This is a genomic window from Actinoalloteichus hymeniacidonis (genome assembly GCF_014203365.1).
Taxonomy (GTDB): Bacteria; Actinomycetota; Actinomycetes; order Mycobacteriales; family Pseudonocardiaceae; genus Actinoalloteichus_A; species Actinoalloteichus_A hymeniacidonis.
The window spans coordinates 4,416,829-4,437,950 of record NZ_JACHIS010000001.1 but is presented as its reverse complement, the minus strand read 5'-3'; the positions used below and the strand labels follow the sequence as shown (position 1 = coordinate 4,437,950).

Annotated in this window: 19 protein-coding genes; 17 read left to right on the top strand and 2 right to left on the bottom strand. The window is 67.3% G+C overall.

Annotated elements, in window-relative coordinates; genetic code table 11:
- Positions 1 to 20: 20 nt before the first annotated feature.
- Genes lepB through BKA25_RS18425 form a run of 3 tightly spaced genes read left to right on the top strand, consistent with a single transcriptional unit; the run spans position 21 to position 2,134 of the window.
- Entirely contained in the window at positions 21 to 983 is a 963-nt protein-coding gene (gene lepB, locus BKA25_RS18435) for a signal peptidase I (RefSeq protein WP_157421005.1), read from the top strand.
- 22 nt (positions 984 to 1,005) lie between these two features.
- The gene (locus tag BKA25_RS18430) at positions 1,006 to 1,767 is read left to right on the top strand and encodes a ribonuclease HII (RefSeq protein WP_069848015.1); all 762 of its coding nucleotides are present in this window, start codon (positions 1,006 to 1,008) and stop codon (positions 1,765 to 1,767) included.
- Positions 1,768 to 1,807: 40 nt separating this feature from the next.
- A complete protein-coding gene (locus BKA25_RS18425) occupies positions 1,808 to 2,134 on the top strand; it encodes a DUF2469 domain-containing protein (RefSeq protein WP_069848018.1) in 327 nt (108 codons plus the stop codon).
- Positions 2,135 to 2,330: 196 nt separating this feature from the next.
- Here BKA25_RS18425 and BKA25_RS18420 read toward each other — a convergent pair whose 3' ends face one another.
- Complete coding sequence (locus BKA25_RS18420) at positions 2,331 to 3,596, bottom strand: ROK family transcriptional regulator (protein ID WP_069848019.1); 1,266 nt, start codon at positions 3,594 to 3,596, stop codon at positions 2,331 to 2,333.
- A gap of 193 nt (positions 3,597 to 3,789) precedes the next feature.
- Between BKA25_RS18420 and BKA25_RS18415 the strand changes: the two genes are divergently transcribed.
- The 13 genes from BKA25_RS18415 to BKA25_RS18355 all read left to right on the top strand — a co-directional run bounded on the left by BKA25_RS18415 (position 3,790) and on the right by BKA25_RS18355 (position 18,834).
- Entirely contained in the window at positions 3,790 to 5,439 is a 1,650-nt protein-coding gene (locus BKA25_RS18415; protein ID WP_069848021.1) for an ABC transporter substrate-binding protein, read from the top strand.
- 37 nt (positions 5,440 to 5,476) lie between these two features.
- Positions 5,477 to 6,466 (top strand): ABC transporter permease, encoded by a 990-nt coding sequence (locus BKA25_RS18410; protein WP_069848023.1) that lies wholly within the window; start codon positions 5,477 to 5,479, stop codon positions 6,464 to 6,466.
- Positions 6,466 to 7,410, top strand: a complete 945-nt coding sequence (locus BKA25_RS18405) for an ABC transporter permease (protein WP_084642742.1) — start codon at positions 6,466 to 6,468, stop codon at positions 7,408 to 7,410. The genes BKA25_RS18410 and BKA25_RS18405 overlap by 1 nt, the downstream gene beginning before the upstream one ends.
- Positions 7,407 to 8,513 carry an ABC transporter ATP-binding protein gene (locus tag BKA25_RS18400; protein WP_236750595.1) on the top strand — a complete coding sequence of 369 codons (1,107 nt, stop codon included), beginning with the start codon at positions 7,407 to 7,409 and terminating at the stop codon, positions 8,511 to 8,513. The genes BKA25_RS18405 and BKA25_RS18400 overlap by 4 nt, the downstream gene beginning before the upstream one ends.
- Entirely contained in the window at positions 8,510 to 9,541 is a 1,032-nt protein-coding gene (locus BKA25_RS18395; protein ID WP_069848027.1) for an ABC transporter ATP-binding protein, read from the top strand. Before BKA25_RS18400 ends, BKA25_RS18395 begins: the two co-directional genes overlap by 4 nt.
- A gap of 94 nt (positions 9,542 to 9,635) precedes the next feature.
- Positions 9,636 to 12,089: a glycoside hydrolase family 2 protein gene (locus tag BKA25_RS18390; RefSeq protein WP_084642743.1), complete on the top strand. Its 2,454-nt coding sequence runs from the start codon at positions 9,636 to 9,638 to the stop codon at positions 12,087 to 12,089.
- Positions 12,086 to 13,081: an ROK family protein gene (locus BKA25_RS18385; protein WP_069848031.1), complete on the top strand. Its 996-nt coding sequence runs from the start codon at positions 12,086 to 12,088 to the stop codon at positions 13,079 to 13,081. The genes BKA25_RS18390 and BKA25_RS18385 overlap by 4 nt, the downstream gene beginning before the upstream one ends.
- Positions 13,082 to 13,371: 290 nt before the next feature.
- Entirely contained in the window at positions 13,372 to 13,758 is a 387-nt protein-coding gene (locus BKA25_RS18380) for a YraN family protein (RefSeq protein ID WP_069848033.1), read from the top strand.
- Positions 13,758 to 15,278: a YifB family Mg chelatase-like AAA ATPase gene (locus tag BKA25_RS18375; RefSeq protein ID WP_069848035.1), complete on the top strand. Its 1,521-nt coding sequence runs from the start codon at positions 13,758 to 13,760 to the stop codon at positions 15,276 to 15,278. The genes BKA25_RS18380 and BKA25_RS18375 overlap by 1 nt, the downstream gene beginning before the upstream one ends.
- Positions 15,275 to 16,426, top strand: coding sequence for a DNA-processing protein DprA (gene dprA, locus BKA25_RS18370; protein WP_069848037.1), 1,152 nt, complete (start codon positions 15,275 to 15,277; stop codon positions 16,424 to 16,426). Before BKA25_RS18375 ends, dprA begins: the two co-directional genes overlap by 4 nt.
- Complete coding sequence (locus BKA25_RS18365; protein WP_157421006.1) at positions 16,423 to 16,674, top strand: hypothetical protein; 252 nt, start codon at positions 16,423 to 16,425, stop codon at positions 16,672 to 16,674. The genes dprA and BKA25_RS18365 overlap by 4 nt, the downstream gene beginning before the upstream one ends.
- Before the next feature lie 203 nt (positions 16,675 to 16,877).
- Positions 16,878 to 17,879: a tyrosine recombinase XerC gene (locus BKA25_RS18360; RefSeq protein WP_236750596.1), complete on the top strand. Its 1,002-nt coding sequence runs from the start codon at positions 16,878 to 16,880 to the stop codon at positions 17,877 to 17,879.
- Between the two features lie 109 nt (positions 17,880 to 17,988).
- Positions 17,989 to 18,834 (top strand): FliA/WhiG family RNA polymerase sigma factor, encoded by an 846-nt coding sequence (locus tag BKA25_RS18355; RefSeq protein WP_375791859.1) that lies wholly within the window; start codon positions 17,989 to 17,991, stop codon positions 18,832 to 18,834.
- 86 nt (positions 18,835 to 18,920) lie between these two features.
- Here BKA25_RS18355 and BKA25_RS18350 read toward each other — a convergent pair whose 3' ends face one another.
- Entirely contained in the window at positions 18,921 to 19,421 is a 501-nt protein-coding gene (locus tag BKA25_RS18350) for a M23 family metallopeptidase (protein WP_236750599.1), read from the bottom strand.
- A gap of 822 nt (positions 19,422 to 20,243) precedes the next feature.
- Here BKA25_RS18350 and rpsB point away from each other — a divergent pair.
- Positions 20,244 to 21,104, top strand: coding sequence for a 30S ribosomal protein S2 (rpsB, locus tag BKA25_RS18345; protein ID WP_069848041.1), 861 nt, complete (start codon positions 20,244 to 20,246; stop codon positions 21,102 to 21,104).
- Positions 21,105 to 21,122: the final 18 nt, after the last annotated feature.

The following is a 21,122-nucleotide window of genomic DNA, read 5'->3' as shown; positions in this document are numbered from 1 at the left end:
ACCTAACGTAGCCTGGGAGCGTGGCAGACCTCGTGCCCTCCACCTCACCGCAGGGCGAATCAGACCAGCCGGATCACTCGGATCGACCTTCTGCATGGCAGCGCAGAGACCATGCGGGAGGCGCCGGTCATCCGGGGCCGTCGTCGGCCTACGACGCTGACGACGGCCAGGAGACACCGAAGCGACCCGCCAAGAAGGGCTCTTTCTGGCGGGAACTCTTCGTCCTCGTCGGCATCGCGGTGGTATTGACCATCGTGATCCAGACCTTCCTGGCCAGGGTCTATGTCATCCCCTCCCAGTCGATGGAGCAGACCCTGCACGGTTGTGCGGGCTGTACCAACGACCGAGTGCTGGTCGACAAGATCACCTATCGGTTCACCGAGCCCGAACCGGGCGATGTGGTCGTCTTCCGGGGCCCCGAGGCGTGGGGGCAGAACGACTTCACGACCCCGGAGAGCGGCAACCCCGTCGCCAGGTTCTTCCAGAACATCGGTGCGGTCTTCGGATTCGCCCAGCCGGACGAGAAGGACTTCGTCAAGCGGGTGATCGCCACCGGCGGCCAGACCGTCGAGTGCTGTGACGAGCAGAACCGGGTGCTCGTCGATGGCGATCCCTTGGACGAGCCCTATGTGTTCTGGCAGCCGGGACGTGGCAACACCCAGGAGCCGTTCGGTCCGGTGACCGTTCCGGACGATCACATCTGGATGATGGGCGACAACCGGAACAACTCCCTCGACTCCCGCGTACAAGGTGGCGGTGGCGAGCAGGGTGCGGTTCCGCTGGACAACGTGATCGGCAAGGCCAGGGTCGTCGTGCTTCCGCCGCAGCGTTGGCAGGGCATCAGCGATCACGACCCGCAGGCCGTCGCCATCGGTGCGCCCGCCTGGCAGTCGGCGGTGCCCGCCGGATTGGGTGTTCTCGGGGCATTCCCCACCCTCTGGCTGGGGCGTAAGATCCTCGGCCATCGCCGTCACCGAGACTGACCAGAGGAAACCCCGGCGGACCATGTCCGAATTGCTTCGCCCACCCCGTGTCGTGGTTCGCCGCGACGCGGGGAATTGGGCACTTCAGTCGGCCTTGGATCGCCGCGGCCTGGGGCCCGTCGCAGGTGTGGACGAGGCGGGCCGAGGATCGTGTGCAGGCCCCCTGGTGGTCGCTGCCTGTGTACTGCGTCCCCGGGATGGCAATCGGTTGGAGGGCCTGACCGATTCCAAGCTGATGACGGCTGCGGCGCGCGAACGCATGTTCGAGCTGCTGACCCGGCGCGCACTGGACTACGCGGTGGTCGTGGTGCCTGCCGAGGAGATCGACGAGATCGGTGTACACGTCGCGAACATCGAGGGTATGCGCCGGGCGGCTGCCCGGCTGAGTCTGCAGCCGGGGTACATCCTGACCGATGGGTTCCGAGTTCCGGGTCTGACGGCGCCGGGCCTGCCGGTGGTCAAGGGCGACCGGGTGGCGGCCTGCGTGGCTGCGGCCTCGGTGCTGGCGAAGGTGACACGCGACCGCATCATGGCTGGTCTGGACGCCGAGGAAGAGTTCGGCCGGTACGGGTTCGCGGTGCACAAGGGCTACAGCACCCCCGAACACGCCGCCGCGCTCACCCGGTACGGCCCGAGCGTGGTGCATCGCTGGTCGTACGCCAACGTCGCTGCCGCAGCCCGGCTGCACGGCATGTCGTCGCCTCGGGCAGGCTGGGTCCGACAGGATTCGGGGTCGTCTCTCGTGGTGAGAGATGATGTGATGGACAATGAGGCCCCCGTATGAGGGGCATGCACAGTCCGGCGACAGGGAGGGCTCGAACTCGATGAGTTCGGAGGATCTCGAGAAGTACGAGACCGAGATGGAGCTACAGCTCTACCGCGAGTACCGCGACATCGTCGTGCAGTTCTCCTATGTGGTGGAGACGGAGCGTCGGTTCTATCTGGCCAACGCCGTCGACGTTCAGGTTCGCAACGCGGAAGGCGAGGTCTACTTCGAGGTGCGGATGTCCGACGCCTGGGTGTGGGACATGTATCGGCCTGCCCGATTCGTGAAGAACGTCCGGGTTATCACGTTCAAGGACGTCAACGTCGAGGAGCTGGACAAACCAGAGTTGCGGCTGCCGGAGAGCGGGCCGTTCAACGAGACGTGAGGTGCCGCCGCAGCTATGCGAACCATGGGTTCGCGGTGTGCGGCGGCAACCCGAAGAGACCTCGTCGCCGAGGGGTCCTCATGGCCGCTTATGCTCGTGGTAGATAGGCGGCGCGGGCGCTGTCGCGTGCTTGTGGTCCACCCGACGACGGAGAGTGGTCCACGGCCCACAACCCGGCTGTCTCCCAGAGGCGGTGTCATGCCGGCCCAGAAGCCCCGCCCTGGTGTTTCGAATGCAGATCGGTCGTCCGTCCGTCGAGCAGCTGCGGGGCGAACTCGCTGTGCAGGACGAGCGCCGCAGAGCCGACTGCGCTGACATCGGCACCGAGCGCGGACAGGACCGTGCGTGGAGGCCTGCCCCGGCGAGCGAAGGCCCGGGTGGCGAGGATGTCCTCGATGGCCGCGACATACAGATGGCCGATGCGCTCGAAGGCGGGACCGCCGAGCACCACCAGGTCGAGATCGAGCAGGTTGACCAGCGTGAGCACTCCGGTCGCCAGATACCGGGCCGAGCGTTCGATCAGGCTCACCGCGTAGGGACTGCCCAGCGCCGCGGCCGTGCTGATCGCGGCGAAATCCGTGCGGACATCGCGGGGTGATCCCGAGAGCGCCAGCTGTGCGGCCTCGGGGCCTGCGGCCAGTGCAGCCGCGACGATGGCGGGCGGTGCGCTGAACAGTTCCACGCAGCCTCGATTGCCGCAGAAGCACCACGCGCCATCGACGTCGAGAGAGATATGGCCGAGCTCGCCGACGTTGGAGGTGGCCCCCCGATAGACCTGGCCGTCGATGAAGATTCCCGCCCCGATACCGGTCCCCATGTAGATGCTCGCGAAATTGCGCGACTGGTTCGCCCGGCCGAGCCAGTGTTCGCCGACGGCGGCGGCGGTGGCATCGTTGTCGATCATGACCGGCAGGTTCAGTGCCGCCGCCAGCTCGTCTCGGAGGGCCACGTCGTGCCACTGCGTCATGTTCGGCGGATCGAGGACGACACCGCGCCCGTGATCGAGCGGGCCGGGTGCGGCGACGCCCACCCCGATGACCCGTTCGATGTCGATCCCCGCCGAATCGAGTAGGGCGCCGATCTCCTCGGCCACGCCTCGGATGATCTCCTCCGGTGTGGTGCCGGAGTCCTGAAGGCGGGCGGCGGCGACCACCCGGCCTGCGAGATCGACGACCACGCAGACGGCGCCTCGGGGGTCGATACGCACTCCCACGGCGTAGCAGGCGTCGGGGTTGAGCGTCAGCAGCGTTCGCCGCTTGCCGCCGGTGGAGCGACCCTGGCCGGCCTCGATCACGAGTTCGTCATCGATCAGCCTGCGCACGATGTTGGACACCGTCGGCGCCGTCAGCCCGGTCAGAGCGGTCAACTCGACTCGGCTGATGGAGCCCGACGAGCGAATCGTCTCGAGGACGACCCCCCGGTTGTACGTGCCGACCAGCGGCAGATTGGCCCCGCCTCGCATCGTCCAATCGCCCCATTCCGCCCACCGATTCTTTCCCTTTGGTTGAAGGAACGTATCGCACCTTGACTTACTTGGTAAAAATGACTAAGAAAGTTTGCGATGGTGTAACTCAGGCCACATTCCGCACCTTCTGTTGGCCGACAGGCCTCACCCGAACAGGTGGAGCGGGTCCGCTCCGACAGGAGGATCTCCGATGTCGCTCTTATTTCGACGGCGCAAGATCGCGCTGACCGCCGCCTTATCGCTGTTGGTCGCCGGTTGCTCCGGCGCACCCGCTGCCGGCGGTGGGGCCACGGCTATCACGGTGTACACCGGTTCGACCGGTCAGCTCACCGCCAACTTCAACCCCTTCATCCTGACGTCCAACCAGCCTGCGCGGGGCATCGTCTACGAGCCGCTGATGTTCATCAATCGGGCTCGCGCCGATGAACCCAGGCCGATGCTGGCGGAGGACTATCGCTGGAACGACGACGGAACCGCCATCACCTTCGACGTGCGCGAAGGCGTGCAATGGCACGATGGCGAGGCTTTCACCAGCGAGGACGTGGTGTTCACCTTCGAGCTCATGCAGCACAACGATGCGTTGAACACCTCGGCGCTGCCGATCGAGTCGGTCGAGGCCAACGGCGAGTCCGAGGTGACGATCACCTTCGACCGGCCCGCGTACACGGACCTGGAGACCGTCGCAGGCAGTACCTTCATCGTCCCCGAGCACATCTGGTCGGAGATCGACGATCCCGCCACCTTCGGCAACGCCGAGCCGGTCGGGACCGGAGCATTCGCGCTGGAGACCTTCAGCGCGCAGAGTTATGAGCTCACCGCCCACGAGGATTACTGGGACGGTGACAAGCCCTATCTCGATTCCCTGCGATTCGTCTCCCACAGCGGCAATCAATCCGCGCTGTCCGCGCTGACCGCCGGGCAGATCGATTGGGCGAGCATCTTCATCCCCGACATCGAGAACACCTACGCGTCGCGGGCCGAGGGCAATCACTACGAGGTCACCCCCGTCTACATCTCGACGTTGGGTGCCAATCTCGACGAGGGGCCGACCAGCGACGTCGCCGTGCGGCAGGCGATCTACCGGGGCATCGACCGTGATCAGGTCAACGAACTCAACTACGACGGCTTGAGCACCCCGACCACCCCCGGCATGCTGATGCTGCCCCGTGAGGAGGAATTCCTGACGGAGGAACTGCGAGGCGTGGTGCCCTCCCACGAGCCCGCCGAGGCCCGCAGCATCCTGGAGGACGCCGGTTACACCGAGGGCGCCGACGGGATCTATGTCAGCCCGGACGGCGAACCACTGCGTATCGAGGTCAAGGTCGTCACCGGGTACACCGATCAGATCGCGACGCTGGACGTGATGCGTCAGCAGCTCGCGGAGATCGGCATCGATCTCGCCCCGCGCGAGGTATCCCACGCCTCCTTCGTGGCCGACCGCGACAACGGGAACTTCGAGCTCGTCATCGACAACCTCTACGGCGGTGCCACCCCGTTCACGCTGTACGAGGACTTCTTCGCCAGCGCGGGTGCGCCGCCGATCGGTAGCCCGGCCACCAAGAACTTCGCGCGATTCCGCAGCGACATCGTCGACGAGGCCCTGGAGGAGATCGCGGCGACCCAGGACGAGGAGGTGCATCGCGAGGCCTACGGACGGATCCAGACCGAACTCGCCGAGCAACTGCCCTACATCCCGATCCTGCAATCCATGGCATTGACCCAGTTCGACGGCGCGAAGGTCACGGGCTTCCCCACCCAGGACGACCCGTATGCGCTGCCGATGACCCACTCGTCACCCGACCTGGGTGTCGTGGCCGCGAACCTTCGCCCGGCGGAGTGAACGTGGCCGTCGGTCGGCGGCATCAAGGGGTCGCCATATGACCTATCTCCGGCGAAAACTGGTCTTCTATCTCATCGCCGCCTGGGTGGCGATCACCGTCAACTTCATCATTCCCCGGCTGATGCCGGGCTCTCCGGTGGATGCCCTGCTCGGCAGATTGCAACAGGCGGGCGGCACGGTCACTCCGGAGACCAGGGCCTCCCTGGAGATCCTGCTCGGTGCGGGCGGCCAGGGGAATCTGTGGGAGCAGTACCTCGGTTACCTGCAGAACCTGATTCGCGGCGATTTCGGAGTCTCCTCGACCTACTTTCCCACCGAGGTGTCCACGATCCTCGGGGCCGCCCTGCCCTGGACGCTGATCCTGGTCGGACTGTGCACGTGCCTGTCCTTCCTCCTGGGCATCACGCTGGGCATGGTGATCGGTTGGCGGCGGGGAAGCCGACTGGACAACCTCGTCCCGATCGCGACCTTCCTGGCTGCGGTGCCGTACTTCTGGCTGGCGTTGGTCCTGGTGTTCGTGCTGGGCTCGACGCTGCGGCTGCTACCCCTGACCGGTGGATACGAATACGGCACCGTGATCGGCTTCAACTGGGAGTTCATCGGCTCCGCGCTGTACCACGCCTTACTACCCGCGATCACCATCGTGCTGAGCTCGGTGGGCGGTTGGCTGCTCGGCATGCGCAACATGATGGTCTCCACGATGGGTGAGGACTACGTGCTGACCGCGGAGGCGAAGGGACTGCGACCGCGGCGGGTGATGGTCACCTACGCAGCCAGGAACGCGGTGATTCCGAGCGTCGCGGGCTTCGCGATCTCCCTCGGATTCGTCGTCAGCGGCTCGATCGTCACCGAGGTCGTCTTCTCCTACCCGGGAATCGGGTTCACCCTGCTGCAAGCGGTGCAGAACAACGACTATCCGTTGATGCAGGCGGTGTTCCTGGTGATCACCCTGGCCGTGCTGGGGGCGAACCTGTTGGTCGATCTGCTGCACGCGGTGATCGATCCGCGAACCAGGAGGGCGGTGTGATGGCCGAGACGCGGACTCCACACCCTTCCTCCGCTGCGGCGGGTGGACTCGCCTTGCCGAGATCCTCCCGTGCTCGAGGCATGCTGACCGATTGGAAGCTTCGGCTCGGGTTGATCATCGTCGGGCTCTTCGCCCTGATCGGGCTGGTGGGCCCGTTGCTGATCGCCGATGTCGGTGCGATCAGCGATGAGGCGCTGCACCCGCCGTCGTCGAATCACCTGCTCGGCACCACCCAGACCGGACAGGACGTGTTCGGTCAGCTGGTGTATGCCACGCGGGGCTCATTGATCGTCGGCCTGGTGGTCGGTGTGCTGGCAACGGTGCTATCGGTGCTGGTGGGCGTCGTCGGCGGTTATCTCGGCGGCCGGATCGACGAGGCGCTCTCCTTGATCAGCAACGTCGTACTGGTGATTCCCAGCCTCCCGTTGGTCATTCTGATCACCAACTATCTGGACGGCGCCTCGATTCTGACGATCGCCCTGATCATCTCGATCACCAGCTGGGCCGCCTCGGCACGGGTCCTGCGGGCCCAGACCATGTCGGTGCGCTCCCGCGACTACGTGGACGCCGCCCGGGCGATGGGTGAACGCACCTGGCGGGTGATCCTCGTCGAGATCCTGCCGAACCTGTTGCCGGTGATCGCCTCCCAGTTCGTCTTCGCGATCATCTTCGCCATCCTGACGGAAGCCGGACTGTCGTTCCTCGGTCTGGGCGGGATCGACTATCTGACCTGGGGAACGATGCTCTATTTCGCCCAGAACGCCCAGGCACTCGCTTTGGGGGCCTGGTGGTGGTTCATCCCGCCGGGCCTGGCGATCGCCCTCGTCGGAGCAGGACTGTCACTGATCAACTTCAGTTTCGACGAGCTGATCAACCCGCGATTGCGTGTTCCGAAGTCGATCCGATCCGCCCGTTCCGCTTCGCGGAAGAGGAGGCGCTCGTGACCAGTACCGAACCCGAACCGACGACCGAACGAACGTCCGACTCGGCACCCGTGGCGATCGGAGCACCGGTGTTGACCGTGCGGGGCCTGACCGTGGAGTACGAGACCGAACCATCGGTTCGCGCGGTGGCCGACCTCGACCTGGTGTTGCACCGAGGCGAGATCCTGGGCCTGGCGGGTGAGAGCGGCTGCGGGAAGTCCACGTTGGCCTACGCGCTCAACCGACTGCTGCGATCCCCCGCCCGGATCGTCGCAGGCTCGGTTCATCTTCACTCCGGGGAAACGGATATCGATGTCCTCGGTCTGACCGGCGCGGACCTACGCCGGTTCCGATGGAAGCGGATCGCCATGGTCTTCCAAGGCGCGATGAATGCGCTCAACCCGGTATTGACGGTGCGCACCCAGCTCGTCGACGTCCTGGCCGCGCACGAGCCACGGACGTCCGCGGCCGATCGACTACGCCGCTGTACGGAACTGATGGAGCTCGTCGGGGTAGACCCGGTGCGGTTGGGTGCCTACCCACACGAATTGTCCGGCGGGATGCGCCAACGAGTGATGATCGCCATGGCGCTGGCTCTGCGACCAGACGTGCTGGTCATGGACGAGCCGACCACGGCCCTGGACGTGGTGGTACAACGCGACATCCTGCGCGAACTGACCGCGTTACGTGCCCGGCTCGGCTTCGCGATCGTCTTCATCACCCACGATCTATCGTTGCTGCTGGAGATCAGCGACCGGATCGCGATCATGTACGCGGGCCGCATCGTCGAACAGGCCTCGGCCGGACGATTGCTCACCGCGCCCCGCCACCCTTACACGGTCGGACTGCTCAATTCGTTCCCCAGCGTGACCGGCCCGCGTCGGCGGATGCGCGGAATACCCGGGAATCCACCGGACCTCTCGGCTCCGATCGCGGGCTGTGCCTTCGCACCACGATGTCCGTACCGCCGACAGCCATGCGAAGAGCACCGACCCGAACTGGCGCCCGGTTCGATGGCCGCCTGCCACGCCTACGACGCATCGGTCTACGGCGAAGACGTCCCCGCCGCGTTGTCGCGTGGCGAGTTCCAACCGATCGACACGGTGGAGGTGATCGAGGCGTGAGCGTTCTCCAAGCCGATGCCCTGGTGAAGGAGTACCTCGTCCGCGACGGTCGTCGGCGCATCACACTGCGGGCGGTCGACGAACTGTCCTTCGAGCTGCTCTCGGGGACCACCGTCGCGTTGGTGGGGGAGAGCGGCAGCGGCAAGTCGACGGTGGCCAGGATGCTCGCCCAACTGGTGCGCCCCAGTTCGGGCGCGATCCGCCTCGACGGCGAATCCGTGAGTAGCAGAGGAAGGGGGTTGCGCCGCTACCGCGAGGATGTGCAGCTGGTCTTCCAGGACCCATTCGGCTCGCTCAATCCCTTCCACACCGTCGACCACCATCTGCGCAGGCCGCTGCGGGTGCATCGCCGAGTGGAGAGCCGAGCCGACGAGGACCGGCAGATCGAGCACCTGCTGGAACGGGTCAACCTGACACCGCCCGCGCGGGTCGCGGGCAAACGGCCGCACGAACTCTCCGGTGGTCAGCGGCAGCGCATCGCCATCGCGAGGGCGTTGGCGCCTGCTCCTCGAGTGCTGTTGGCCGACGAACCGGTGTCCATGCTCGATGTGTCGATCAGACTGGAGATCCTCAACCTGATCGATCGGCTGAAGGAGGAGGACGACCTGGCCGTCCTCTACATCACGCACGATCTGGCGACCGCGCGGCATTTCTCCCGTCGGATCCTGGTGATGTATCGAGGCGAACTGGTGGAGAGCGGTGAGTCGGACGAGGTGATCCTGCGCCCGAGGCACCCCTACACCCGGTTGCTCGCCTCGGCCGCGCCGGACCCGCGACGCAGGCTCGGCACCGACCCGGTGTCGTCGGGCCTGAGCTCCGGCGGTCCCGAGTCACCGGTCACTCCGTCCGTCGACGCGTCGAAGCGATCGACGAGCGGGGCGACCGAGGGCGACGCGTCGGGTGGGTGTCGCTTCCGGCAGCGGTGCCCGTCGGCGATGGCGATGTGTGCACAACGGCCGCCGATCCTGCCGGTGGGCGACGGCCACACCGCCCGCTGTTGGCTGTACCGAGACGGCGCGGGTTTCTGATCGATCGCCCAGGCGGTCCGTACCGGGCCGTCTGGGCAATCCGGGGCCGAAACCCCGGGCTTGGACCAGCGATGATTCGACAAGGGGAGAGTTGATGCGGAAGCTGCTGCACGATGGTTGGACACTGCGAGCCGTCGGCGGTCCGGCGCCGGCGGAGATCGCCGAGGCCGTCGTGCCCGCGACGGTGCCTGGCTGTGTGCATACCGATCTGTTGGCCGCCGACCTGATCCCCGATCCCTACCTCGACGACAACGAGTCCGCCCTCGCCTGGATCGGACGAACCGACTGGCGATACGAGACGACCTTCGAATGGGACGAGACCGAGGACTACGACTTCGTCGAGTTGGTGTGCGCCGGTCTGGACACCATCGCACGCGTGGAGCTCAACGGGACCGTCGTCGGTGAGACCAGGAACATGCACCGGACACACCGCCTGGATGTATCCGACGTGCTGCGCACCGGGAACAACGTGCTGACGGTGACCTTCTCCGCTGCGGTAGAGCACATCGAGCGGCTGCGGGCGGAGAACGGCGAACTCCCGCACACCAACCACCATCCCTACAACCTGATCCGCAAGATGGCCTGCAATTTCGGTTGGGACTGGGGCCCCGACGTCGTCACAGCGGGCATCTGGCGGCCGATCGCGGTGGAGGGGATCTCCCACGCCCGGCTGGCCGAGGTCCGACCGCTGGTCGAGGTCCGGGACGGCATCGGACGGGTGACGACACACATCGAACTGGCCCGCGGCGGCGAACAGAGCGAGCCGTTGCTGGTGTCCGTCGAGGTGGCGGGGAACCAGGTGGAGTTCGCGGTGGATGCCGACGAGGACGACGCCGTGGTGGGTATCGGAGTGGAGGACCCCGAACTGTGGTGGCCGCACGGCCACGGTGCTCAACCGCTCTACCCGATCGCCGTCCGGCTGCGCAGTGTCGAATCCGGTGCCGAACTCGACGTGTGGGAGAGCGAGATCGGCTTCCGCACCGTGGTGCTGGATACCGGCTCCGACGTGGAGGGCACCCGCTTCACCTTCGTGATCAACGGCAAGCCCGTGTTTGTACGTGGTGCCAACTGGATTCCCGACGACGCCTTCCCACACCGGGTCGACGCGACCCGCTATGCAGCGCGGATCACGCAGGCCAAGGACGCCGGGGTGAATCTGCTGCGCGTGTGGGGCGGGGGGATCTTCGAAAGCGATGACTTCTATCGGATCTGTGACCGCGAAGGCATGCTCACCTGGCAGGACTTCCTCTTCGCCTGCGCCGCCTATCCGGAGGAGGAGCCGCTGCGCGGTGAGGTCATCGCGGAGGCGCGGGAGGCGGTGGCCCGACTCAGCCCGCACCCCAGCCTGGTGCTGTGGAACGGCAACAACGAGAACAACTGGGGTTGGCACGACTGGGGTTGGCAGGAACGGCTCGGCGACCGAACCTGGGGATGGGGTTACTACACCGAATTGCTTCCGGAGATCGTCGCCGAACTCGACCCGACCCGTCCGTACACCGCGAGCAGCCCATGGTCGGTCACCTCGGAGATCCACCCCAACGATCCCGCGCACGGCAGCATGCACGTCTGGGATGTCTGGAACAGCCGCGATTACCTGGCCTATCGCGACTACCGTCCCCGGTTCGTGGCCGAATTCGGCTATCAGGGCCCGCCGACCTCGACGACACTGCGACGCGCCGTTCACGACGAGCCGCTGACCCCGACCAGCCCGGGTATGGCGGTGCATCAGAAGGCCGCCGACGGCGACGCCAAACTCACCAGGGGACTCGACGCCCATTTCGGTGTTCCGGCGGACTTCGACGACTGGTGCTGGGCCACGCAGCTCAACCAGGCCAGGGCGGTGTCATTGGGGATCGACCATTTCCGCGCACTGCACCCGGTGTGCGCGGGCACGGTCGTGTGGCAGCTCAACGACTGCTGGCCGGTGACCTCCTGGGCGGCGATCGACGGCGACGGGCGTAAGAAGCCTCTGTGGTACGCGTTGCGACGCAGCTACCTCGATCGACTGCTCACGGTGCAACCTCGCGACGGCGGGCTGGCCGTGGTCGCGGTGAACGACACGGATCAGGAGTGGTCCACCGTGCTCGGGTCGCGTCGATTGTCCTTCGACGGCACGGAATTGATCGCGAGTGTGGAACCGGTGGTGGTACCGCCTCGGGGATCTGCGACCGTGGTGCTGGCCGAGGATTTGGCCACCCCCGGATCCGCGGGCTCCGAGCTGGTGGTCGTCGATGCGGACACCGGCCAACGTGCTTGGTGGTTCTATCGTCCCGACAAGGATCTGGAACTGCCCGCCGCCGCGCTGCGGGTGGAGGTCGAGGACGTCGAGGGCGGACACCGAGTCCATGTGCACGCCGCTGCGCTCGTCCGTGATGTCGCCATCCTGGCCGACCGGGTGGCACCGGACGCCGAGGTCGACGACATGTTGGTGACGCTGCTCCCAGGCGAATCGCGAACCTTCCTGGTACGCGGCACCGGCCAGGCCGATCCGCGACGATTCGCCGCTCCCGATGTGCTGCGCACGGCGAATCAATTGGTGGCCCGATGAGCGACCGGCAGAACTCGACCGAGGTGCCTGCTGCTGACGACTTCGTCCTCGGTTTGGACGTGGGTGGGACGAAGCTGGCGGCTGGGGTGGTGTCCGCCGACGGCCGGGTGCAGGCCTTCACGGTGACGCCGACGGGCGCCGGGGACGGTCCGGAGCAGGTCATCGCCCGGTTGTGCAGGCTGGCCAGGGACACGGTCTCCTCTGCGGGACTACGCCTCGCCGATCTGACGGCCGTCGGGATCTGCTGCTGCGGTCCGCTGGATTCCCGCTCCGGAGTGGTGCACGATCCACCGAATCTGCTGGGTTGGGGCGATGTCCCACTCGCCGACCTCGTCGCCGCCGAACTGGGCGTCCGAGTGTGGGTGGAGAACGATGCCACCGCCGCCACGGTCGGTGAATGGCGTTTCGGGGCGGGCCGGGGGATTCGAGATCTGCTCTATTTCACCGTCTCCACCGGAGTCGGTAGTGGCGCCGTGATCGACGGCCGGGTGTTTCGAGGTGGCCGAGGCAACGGCGGGGAACTCGGGCACACGCTGATGGTCGCCGATGGTCGATTGTGTGGCTGCGGAGCTCGGGGCTGTCTGGAGGCGTATGCCTCCGGGACCGCCATCGCGGCCCGTGCCAGGGAACGGATCGACGATGGCGGGCATTCGACACTGGCCGCGTTGACCGACATCAATGCGGCCGACGTCGCGCGAGCGGCCCGCGCGGGCGACGCGCTGGCGCACGCGGTGTGGCGGGAGACGACCGACCTGTTCGCGGCTGCTCTTGCGGGTTTCATCAACGTCTTCGAGCCGCAACTCATCGTGTTGGGTGGTGGCGTCGCCCGCACCGGCGACCAATTCCTCGTGCCCGTCCGGGAACGGGCACGCGTCCTCGCGATGCGCCCGGCCGGGGAGATCGTCGAGGTGCGGCAGGCGCAGCTCGCCGAGAAGGCGGGGGTGGTGGGCGCCGCTGCGGCCGCCTTCGATCGGGTGACGACCGGCGAGTAACCGGCGGCGCCCGCCCGTCGACGTCGACCGACCGGCTCGGCTCGATCTCCGGGCTGCCCGGGTGTCGAGCCGAGCCGTAGCGCTGCCTTCTGGGGACGCTTACGGCGCTGAACTGCGTTGATCTCCAGACATAGCACGGGAATCACGGTTGCTCGTCTCGGTGCCGCGCAGTTCTCGGCGAGTTGTCCACAGGGCCGAATCCATCCACAGGAATGGTTTTCACATTCGTTATCTCCGTCGATCCGCGCCATCGTGTGCCCCGAAGTCCGTGACTCGATGGAGGGGATGTCATGACCACGCAGCCACCGCAGGAAACCGTGCCGCCGACCCCGGCGGAACTAGGCAGGCTCGGCGAGGATCTCGCGGCCGAGTACCTGACCCGCCAGGGCATCGTCCTGCTCACGCGCAACTGGCGCTGCGAACTCGGTGAGCTCGACTTCGTCGGCTATCAGGACGGCGGGGTGGTCGTGTGCGAGGTCAAGACCAGATCGGGGGAGGAGTTCGGCGACCCCGTCGAGGCGATCACCGATGCCAAGGCACGCAGGCTGCGCAGGCTCGCCAACGCCTGGCTGAGCAGGTATCACATCGGGTGGGTACCGGTCCGGTTCGACATCGTCACGGTGCTCTGGCCCAAGGACGAGCATGTCCGGCTACACCATCTGCGCGGGGTGTTGTGATGGGCATCGCGACCGGATGGGGAGTCGCCCTGGTCGGCGTCGACGGCGTTCTGATCGAGATCGAGGCCGACGTGGGCGCAGGCGTGCCCGATGTGAAGCTGATCGGCAGGCCGGACGCGGTGGTCAACGAGTCCAAGGATCGGATCAAGGCGGCACTGCGCAACAGCGGTGAGAGTTGGCCGAGATCGAGGGTCACCCTCGGGATGTCGCCAGCGGGCTTGCAGAAGTGCGGTGCGGGCTACGACCTCGCTCTCGCCTGCGTCGTCCTCGCCGCCGCCGGGGTGGTTCCCGGCCTTCGACTCCCCGGAATGCTGCTGTTGGGCGAGCTGGCGTTGGACGGCAGGCTCCGGGCGGTGCGCGGCGTCCTGCCCGCGTTGTTGGCGGCGCGCAAGGCGGGTCTTCGGGAGGCGATCGTTCCCGTCGAGGCCTTGGCCGAGGCCGCACTCGTCGAGGGTGTCGCCGCTCGCGGTGCGCGTCGACTCATCGACGTGATCAGGTGGCTGCGCGGCGAGTCGGACGACCTGACCACCACCCCCGAAGCCGCTGCACTTCCGCCCGGCGACCGGCAGACCGGCGATCTCTCGGACGTGGTGGGGCAACCGGAAGCGCGCTGGGCCCTGGAGGTGGCTGCTGCGGGCGGCCATCACCTTCTGCTGGTGGGCCCGCCGGGCACCGGCAAGACCATGCTCGCGCAGCGACTGGCCGGACTGCTACCGGAACTGTCCAGGGAGGAGGCGATCGAGGTCGCGATGATCCAGTCGGTAGCCGGACTCCTCGCGCCGGAATCACCCCTGACGCGCTTCCCGCCCTTCGTCGCGCCGCATCACTCGATCTCGCTACCCGCGTTGATCGGTGGTGGGACGGGCATAGCGCGACCCGGCGCGGTGAGCTGTGCACACCGAGGGGTGTTACTGGCCGACGAGGCCTGCGAATTCGGCGCCAAACACCTGGACGCGCTGCGAACTGCCCTGGAGGAGGGCGAGGTCCGCATCGCGCGCAGTCAGGGCGTCGCCAGGTTTCCGGCGCGCTGTCAACTCGTCCTGGCCACCAATCCCTGTCCCTGTGCACCACCGAGAGACCGTGATTGTGTCTGCTCCGCAGTCCATCGACGGCGCTATTTCGGCAGGCTATCCGGGCCATTGCTGGACCGGGTGGATCTGCGGGTCCGAATGCGTCCGGTCACTGCACTCACCGTGCGGACGGGATGCGAGCCGGAATCGACGCAGGTGGTTCGGGAACGGGTCGGCTCCGCTCGACAGCGGGCCGCGCAGCGGTGGGCGGAATACGGTTGGCGGTGCAACGCGGAGGTGCCCGGCCCCGCACTGCGCCGCGACTTCCCCCTGCATACCGAGGCCCTGGCCATCCTCGATCGGGCATTGGCGGTCGGTGCGATGACCGCGCGGGGAGCGGATCGGTGCATCCGGGTTGCTTGGACGCTCAGCGATCTTGAAGACGTCGATCGGCCCACGCCCGCACATGTGTCGGCAGCCCTACAGTTCCGCGATCGGCTAGCGATATGAGCCGGGCGGAGCACTCGTTGTTGTCGGCGCGGGCATACCTGTCCCGTGTTGCCGAACCGCCTGCACCCGCTCTGGTGGGCTTCGTCGCCGAGCACGGCGCCGAGCGGGCCGCGAACGCGGTACGAGCCGGTCGGGTACCCACGGAGGTCATGAAGGAGGTCGGCGCCCGTCGGACGGTGCGCCGCGAGGAGGAGGACCTGCAGACCGCACAGGCGCGCGGGCTCCGCCTGCTGGTGCCCGAACACGACCAGTGGCCGCGAGAACGGTTCGAGAGCTGTGAACAGGCGATGGCGAGCGGCATCGCGAATGTGGCCGCACCGTTGGCGCTGTGGATCCGAGGCTCGCCCGACCTGCTGACTGCGACGGATTCGGCAGTCTCGATCGTCGGATCCCGAGCTGCATCAGGCTATGGGGAGCAGCTGGCCGCCGAGTTCGCCCATGACCTGGTGGGTCGTGGTTTCTCGGTGATCTCGGGGGCGGCCTACGGGATCGACGGTGCGGCGCATCGCGGTGCCCTCGCGGCGAACGGGATCACGCTCGCGGTGCTGGCCTGTGGGCTGGACATGGACTACCCCGCCGGCCACTCGAATCTGCTGCGAGCGATCGTCGCAGGGGCGGGCACGGTGGTGAGTGAGTACCCACCGGGTACACCACCTGCTCGCCACCGGTTCTTGGTGCGTAACCGGCTTATCGCGGCGCTGTCGGCGGGGACGGTCGTGGTCGAGGCGGGCCGCCGCAGCGGCGCGAGGAACACGGCCGGGCTCGCGGGGGCGTTGGGCCGAGTGGTGATGGCGGCACCGGGACCCGCGACCTCGGCGTTGTCGGTCGGCTGCCACGAGCTCCTGCGTGATGGGGCGGCCCTGCTGGTCACCACGATGGCCGAGATAGCGGAAGCGGTCGGGCCTGCCGGGACGAATCTGCTGACACCGATCGAGCCCACGGCTCGGGAGACGGACCGACTGAACGAGGAGGAACTCCGGGTTTTCGAGTCACTGGATACACGACGCGGCGCTAGCGCGGAGGAGATCTCGATGCGGTCGGGCATCGAGCTGGGACAGGTGCGGGCGATTCTCCCGCTGTTGGAGTTGGGCGGTCTGACGATGAGAGGAGAGTGCGGTTGGACCCGACGTAACGGAGCACCGAGGTGATCGGGTGGCGCGCGGTCCGGGTCCGTGGTCGACGCGGGGCCGCAGCGGTATCGGATCGCACAGCGCGGGTCCGCATCCGGCTGCTCAGCAGGCATCGGCGGGCGGTCTCCGGACTGCCGTGGGCGGCACAGGCCGACCCCGCCCGATTCCTCCGATGGCAGCGAAGCCATGACCGTGGGCGACACCTCGCGGGAGCCCATCGTCATCGCGCCGAGGTGTCGCCTGTCGCCCTCGACGCTGGGCTCTGATGCGGGTGAATCCGTGTTCGGTGAGGGGCGTTTCGATCGGTGGCCGTTCGTTGCCAAGCAGGGAGGGGGTATCCGGGGGATCGAAGGCATGTTCGACGGTAGGCATCCGGCTCCCGACGGTGTTGTCCGGCAGGTGGGAGCAGGACACGCCCAGCTCTGGAGGATTCTTGACGTGATCGGTTTCGCCGCGCAGCGTTGTCCTCATGACGGAGTCGATGCCTGCGGAGCCGGCGTCTGCGGAGTCGATATCTGCGGCGTCGGCGCCGGAGAAGACCGCACCGACCGACACCACACTCGCGCCCGAGTTGGCCGACTTACCTGCGGAGTTCGCCCGACACCTGAGTCTGGAGCGGAATCTGTCACCGCACACGGTCCGTGCGTACCGAGGTGATGCCACCAGTGTGTTGGCGCATCTGCAGGAGTGCGGCGGCGACGACATCACGGCGTTGACGCTGCGGGTTCTCCGGTCCTGGCTCGCCGGGCAGCATGCGGCAGGAGCGGGCCGAGCGACGTTGGCCCGGAGAGCGGCGTCGGCCCGAGCCCTGACGGCGTGGGCGCACGCGACGGGGCGGATCACCGAGGATCCGGGGCCCAGGCTGTCGGCGCCCACGCCTCGTCGGCAGATCCCCGTGGTGTTGCGTGCACAGGATGCCGAGGCAGCGCTGGGCGCTGCCGGCGCGGGCGCGTCCGAGGCCGACCCGGTTGCGCTGCGTGATCACGCAGTGGTGGAGATGTTGTACGCCACCGGGGTACGAGTGGCCGAGTTGTGCGCGCTCGATCTCGACGACGTGGATCGGGACGCACGTCTCCTGACGGTTATGGGCAAGGGCGGCCGTCAACGTGTCGTCCCCTTCGGACTGCCTGCGGACCGTGCGATCGACGCCTGGCTGGCGAAGGGCCGCGCACACCTGCGGACCTCGGCGTCAGCAGCAGCGTTGTTCCTGGGCGTCCGTGGCGGCCGACTCAACCAGCGAGCCGTTCGTCGGGTGGTGCACGAGGTATTGCGTGCTGTGCCGGGGGTACCGGACACCGGTCCGCATGGTTTGCGGCACTCTGCGGCGACCCACTTGCTCGAAGGCGGAGCGGACCTCCGCAGCGTTCAGGAGTTGCTTGGTCACGCTACGCTCTCAACTACCCAGTTCTACACCCATGTCACCGTCGAACGGCTGAAGGCGATCCATGACCGAACCCACCCCCGTTCCTGACGATGCCGGGGGAGGTTCCCGAACTGCCACTGTGCGTCAGGAAGAACGACGCGCCGGAGGAACCGATGTCGTGCGAGGCACCGGTTCGGGTAGATCCGGGACAGCTCCGGTGGGCGATACCCGGCCACGCGATGCCGTCGGCGCGAGAGCGGACGCCTCCGCTGCTGCATCGCTCGATCAGCCGGAGCGAAGCACCGATGTCGAGGCAGGCATCGTCGCGTTGTGGCGTTCCTACGGCACGGAGCGCAGACGGCCGTTGCGCGATCGTCTCGTTCTGCACTACGCGCCGCTGGTCAAGTACGTTGCGGGCCGGGTCGGCACCGGCCTGCCCTCGCACGTCGACGTCGCGGATCTGATCCAGTCCGGCATCTTCGGGCTGGTCGATGCGATCGAGAAGTTCGAGCCGGAGCGTGGACTCAAGTTCGAGACCTACGCGATGCAGCGCATTCGAGGTGCGATCCTCGACGATCTGCGCGCGCAGGACTGGGTTCCCCGATCGGTTCGAAGCCGGGCCAGGGACGTCGAGCGAGCCATCGAACGGCTCGAAGGCAGATTGCAGCGCACCGCGAGCGATCCGGAGCTCGCCGGGGAGCTGGGGATCGGGGTCGGCGACTTGCACGACCTGTTCGCCCAACTCCAGCTCACCAGCGTCGTCGCGCTGGACGAGCTGATCGCGGCCGGGCGGGGATCGGCATCGCTGGCCGAGACCCTGCCCGATGATCGGGCCGAGGATCCGGTGGCCAAGCTGGTGGACCGCGACAGCAGGCGGCAACTCGCCGAGGCGATCGCACACCTCTCGGAGCGCGACCGCGTGGTGGTGACCCTCTACTACTTCGAGAATCTGACGCTGGCTGAGATCGGCCGAGTCCTCGGAGTGACCGAGTCCCGGGTGTGCCAGCTGCATACCCGTGCCGTGCTGCGGTTGCGGACGAAGCTGGCCGAACAGGGGCAGTAGCGCGGCTGCCGACCGGGGCGCGTCGTCGTGACGCACCCGGTTCGGCAGCCGGTCCAGCCCGCCCGTTCGACGAACCGCTCGCCCCGTCACCAGGGCAGCAGTCGCAGGTGTCGCAGCCCGAGCAGGGTGAGCGGGTCGAGATAGACCGACTGACTGCGTGCGCCCCAATGCACGCAGGCTTCGGCCGGACAGCCCGGGTGACCGGCCATCCCGTTGCCGATCGTCTCGCCACGCCTCACGGCGGATCCCACGGTGACCACGGGCTGCACGGGTTCATAGGTCGTGATCAAGCCGCTTCGGTGTTGTATCGAGACCACGGAGCGCCCGGCGACCGGTCCTGCATGGCGGACCACGCCCGCTCCCGCTGCATGGATCGAGGCGCCCGGTGTGATGCCCAGGTCGACTCCTCGATGCCCTCGGCCGTAGGGGGTCGGGGGCGGGTCGAACGGGCGGACCACGACCAGCGGGGAGACCGGGGACCCGAAAGTCGATGGGGCGACGTCGGCGGCCGTCTCGCGGATCGGGGCGTATGCCACCTCGACCTTCCATGACGCCGCCGAGGGCGCCGAGGTCGACGTCAGCAGCACGAGGGCGAGGGCCGAAACGGAGGCCCTCGTGCGCCACCGGCGAGGCCGTGCCGACGCCCGCTGCCGCAGCCCCAGCCGATCTGCCTCCTTCGCGCGATGTGCTGCCGCCTCACGTCGGATCGATATCATGATGCGATCCCGACGGGGCTAGCGAGCCCGAGCCCCGGTGCCTCATAAGCCCCGAACGCCCTTCGGGCCCGCGGTGTCACCTCGGACCCATCGGCCGCATACGCACTTTTCGATCTCCCCGACTTCGGACCCCGGCCCGTCATCGAGAGATTCCGATCGGAGTCCGACGGTCGAAGCCTCCGAGGGCCTCGCGTTCGCGGGTGAGGTTCTGCCCAGCCGTCAACGGTGCCCGAGTGACGGGAGGTGTCCGGGAGGTCGCACGGTCGACGTCGATGGCGAGTGAGTACTGCGGCTGCCGCGCTCGGCGGGGTGGGTGGGGTCGACTCGGGCATGCGGCCAGATTGGCGGATGAGCGACACACCCGTTTCGGGATCCGCTCAAGCTGTGGACGAAGACAGGCGATGTGGACAACCCCTGGGTGCGGTGGTCAACCGGCTCGGGGAGCGCGATGAAGGGGTCGTATACTGGTGGGTGCGGCCACAGGTACTCCAGGCCGACTTCACAGTGCCAATGCTGCCTGACAGCGAGTAATCGGTCAGGCAGGGCGCCCGGTGGTCCCGACGGTGCTCCATTCGCCTCGGGTCCGGGTCGTCTCGCATGGCACCAGGGCGACGGACCGACCCGGTCCGTCGCGACAACCGCAGCGCGTGCAGGCAGAGTCCAGCACGCCGACCATACGAGGTGTAACCGGCTATGGCCGTCGTCACCATGAAGCAGCTGCTCGACAGCGGCGTTCACTTCGGGCACCAGACTCGTCGCTGGAACCCGAAGATGAAGCGCTACATCTTCACCGAGCGCAACGGCATCTACATCATCGACCTGCAGCAGACGCTGTCCTACATCAACCGGGCCTTCGAGTTCATCAGGGAGACCGTCGCGCACGGCGGCTCGATCCTGTTCGTCGGCACGAAGAAGCAGGCACAGGAAGCGATCTCCGAGCAGGCGCTGCGCGTGGGGATGCCCTTCGTCAACCAGCGTTGGCTCGGCGGAATGCTGACCAACTTCACCACCGTGCACAAGCGTCTCCAGCGCCTCAAGGAGCTCGAGTCGATGGAGCAGACCGGTGGCTTCCAGGGTCGCACCAAGAAGGAAATCTTGATGCTGACTCGCGAGAAGGACAAGCTGGCCCGCACGCTCGGCGGTATCCGCGACATGGCCAAGGTGCCGAGCGCGGTGTGGATCGTCGACACCAAGAAGGAGCACATCGCCGTTGGCGAGGCTCGCAAGCTGGGTATCCCGGTCGTCGCGATCCTCGACACCAACTGCGACCCCGACGAGGTCGACTACCCGATCCCGGGTAACGACGACGCGATCCGTTCCGCCGCGCTGCTGACCCGCGTGGTCGCCGACGGTGTCGCGGAGGGCTTGATGACCCGTTCCGGCCGCAACAACGCCGCGCCGGAGGGCGAGGACAAGCCGCAGCCGGGTGCGACCGACGAGCCGCTCGCCGAGTGGGAGAAGGAACTGCTCACGGGTTCCGAGTCCGGCAACGCCGAGAAGCCCGAGGCTTCCGAGGCGCCCGAGGTTCCTGCCGAGCAGCCCGCCCAGGCCTGAGCCTGCTGCCGACCATGG